The sequence below is a fragment of the Streptomyces sp. NPDC031274 genome (assembly GCF_055570235.1).
In genome coordinates this window covers 1-2,137 of record NZ_JBVIHP010000107.1, presented here as the reverse complement: position 1 = coordinate 2,137, position 2,137 = coordinate 1, and the positions used below count along the sequence as shown (strand labels likewise).

Annotated in this window: 1 protein-coding gene; it reads left to right on the top strand. The window is 63.2% G+C overall.

Annotation, left to right across the window (positions count from 1 at the left end; translation table 11 throughout):
- Positions 1-924: 924 nt before the first annotated feature.
- The coding region (locus ACZ5CR_RS43925; RefSeq protein ID WP_468868906.1) for a carbamoyltransferase family protein at positions 925-2,137 on the top strand (1,213 nt) is incomplete at its 3' end.

Below are 2,137 nucleotides of genomic sequence, written 5' to 3'. Positions count from 1 at the left end.
TGCCGTATCCCGTGCTGGCCGTGCTGAGTTACGGCTGTGCCCCGTTCCCGCCGTAGTGCAGGAGCCCACGATCGGCTCCGAGTGTGGACCGCGTGGCGTTGCTGGTGCTCACTCGGCCAAGTCGAGGAGTATCCGCCGCATCACTCAGCGCCTGGGTGTGGCCTTCACCGCCGCGCAGCACGGCTGGCCGGGAGCCGAAGCGTGCGTAGCCGTCTTCGCGGATCAAGCGGCCTTCGAGATCTACGCAGTCGGCCCGCAGGCGGCAGATCGGCGCCATCAAGATGGCGCTGCCATCGGCTGCGGCGTTGAGATGCCCCACCCGCCGCACGGCACCAAATCCACGCAGACCACGGTGATCTCACCAACGAGGTCCTCCCCCACCTGCGTGCCTCAATCGCGCCCGCTGGCGCACGGCGACAGCACCGTAAGGCCGGCTGCCTGAAATGACGCCCTCACGAGGCAGCCGCCGGGAGCGCCCCATCGTCAACATGGCAGGGAGCCCCGCCACTTGCGGCCCCACGTTCGTTAGGACCCTACTCAAGCCCCCCGACGAGCGGCGGGCGTAGAGGTCATGGACATATCACAGCGGTGATGTGCTCGACCTGCGCCCATGAGTCACGCTTGGCATCCGATCGGTGACAGCTCATAGGAATCCCGTCGTCGTCACAAGGGTGGGCTCATGCAGAAGGCAGTCGGGGCGATCCAGCGGCTTGTAGCGAAGTGGACCGCGACCATCGACGCACACCGTCATCTCGCCAAGGACCCAATTCCTCCGCTGTCTGTGGAGTGGTCCTGCGAGCCAACGTGGGAGCCGTGGACCGCAACACAGCAGATTGAGACTGTTCCCTTTGCGAGAAGGCCAATCCACGAGGTAGCGCAAGGCCGTATCTCGACAACCAGTTACCCACTGGCGTGAACAGGGCCATGAACGTCCTCGGAGTCTCTGCGTACTTCCACGACAGTGCCGCCTGCCTGATCCGTGACGGCGAAATCGTCGCTGCTGCGCAGGAGGAGGCCTTCACTCGACGCAAGCACGACCAGTCCTTCCCTGCACAGGCTGCGAAGTGGTGCCTGCAGTCTGCCGGTATCGATTGGTCAGATATTGACTGGTTCGCCTACTACGAGTTGCCCCTGCTCAAGATGCGCAGGGTGTTGGCGTCAGCCGCAGCGACCGGACAACAGGATCTGATTCGCGGAACAGAACTCTGGGCACAGCTCAACACCAGCAGCAGGCGTGATGTCGGAGCGATGTTCCCTCCAGGCCGACGCCATGGTCGCGTGCTCGCGGTAGAACATCATCTGTCTCACGCAGCCTCTGCGTTCTTCCCGAGCCCTTTCGATGAGGCCGCGGTCGTGACCATTGATGGTGTCGGTGAGTACACGACGACATCGGTCAGTCTTGGCAAGGGCCACACTCTCACCCCCCTGCGAAGGCAGGCGTTCCCTCACTCTCTGGGGCTGTTCTATTCCGCCTTTACTCACTATTGCGGATTCCGCGTGAACAGCGGCGAATACAAGCTCATGGGACTCGCCCCCTACGGAACGCCCCGCTACAGTCCGCTGATCGAAGACCGGATTATCCGGATCTCCCAAGACGGCTCATTCCGGCTGAACATGGACTACTTCGACTTCCTGAACCCTTCCTCCCAAAGGTTGTCAACGGATCGGCTTGAGGAACTGCTCGGCCGCCCCCACCGCTCCGAAGAGACCGACATCGACGAGTTCTACGCCGATGTCGCAGCGTCGGCGCAGGCCACCTTCGAGAAGGCAGTCGTTCGAATCACTCGCCACGCGCGATCTGTAACAGGGGCAAGGAACCTGTGCCTCGCTGGCGGTGGTGCGCTCAACTGCGTTGCGAACAGCAAGATTCAAGCCGAGAGCGGCTTTCAAGGGATCTGGATCCAGCCCGCCGCAAGCGATGCCGGCGGATCTCTCGGTGCCGCTTCGTACGTTTGGCACCACCGGCTGTCAAACCCACGTCACCCCGAGGGCAAGGACGCCATGCAGGGTTCGCTCCTCGGCCCATCATTCGACAACGGGACCATCCGCAGCTACCTCGACAGCATCGGCGCCCAGTACAGCCAGGTCGACCACGAGGAACTGGTCCGCACTGCAGCCGAGCTGCTTGCCGCGGGGA